The sequence below is a fragment of the Shewanella sp. AS16 genome, from assembly GCF_021412365.1.
GTDB lineage: Bacteria > Pseudomonadota > Gammaproteobacteria > Enterobacterales > Shewanellaceae > Shewanella > Shewanella salipaludis.
Window position 1 is genome coordinate 1 of the sequence record NZ_JAKCLK010000181.1, and the last position, 303, is coordinate 303.

The following is a 303-nucleotide window of genomic DNA, read 5'->3' on the forward strand; positions in this document are numbered from 1 at the left end:
GACTGCCGGTAAAGGCAACAGTGTTTTCAGCGCACAGCGTCTTTTCCTTAACGCACCGGGTTCACTTCAGGGCGGTGGCGATGTGAGTCTGAACAGCCGGAGTGATATCACCATCAGTGGTTTTACCGGCACGGCAGGCAGTCTGACAATGAATGTGGCCGGTACCCTGCTGAACAGTGCGCTGATTTATGCGGGGAATAACCTGAAGCTGTTTACAGACCGTCTGCATAACCAGCATGGTGATATCCTGGCCGGCAACAGTCTGTGGGTACAGAAGGATGCTTCCGGCGGTGCAAACACAGA

1 protein-coding gene is annotated in these 303 nt (G+C 54.1%); it reads left to right on the forward strand.

Annotated features, from left to right (window positions below):
• Nucleotides 1-303, forward strand: a 303-nt coding sequence (locus LZP73_RS19885) for a hypothetical protein (RefSeq protein WP_234236637.1), incomplete at both ends; no start/stop codon positions are given.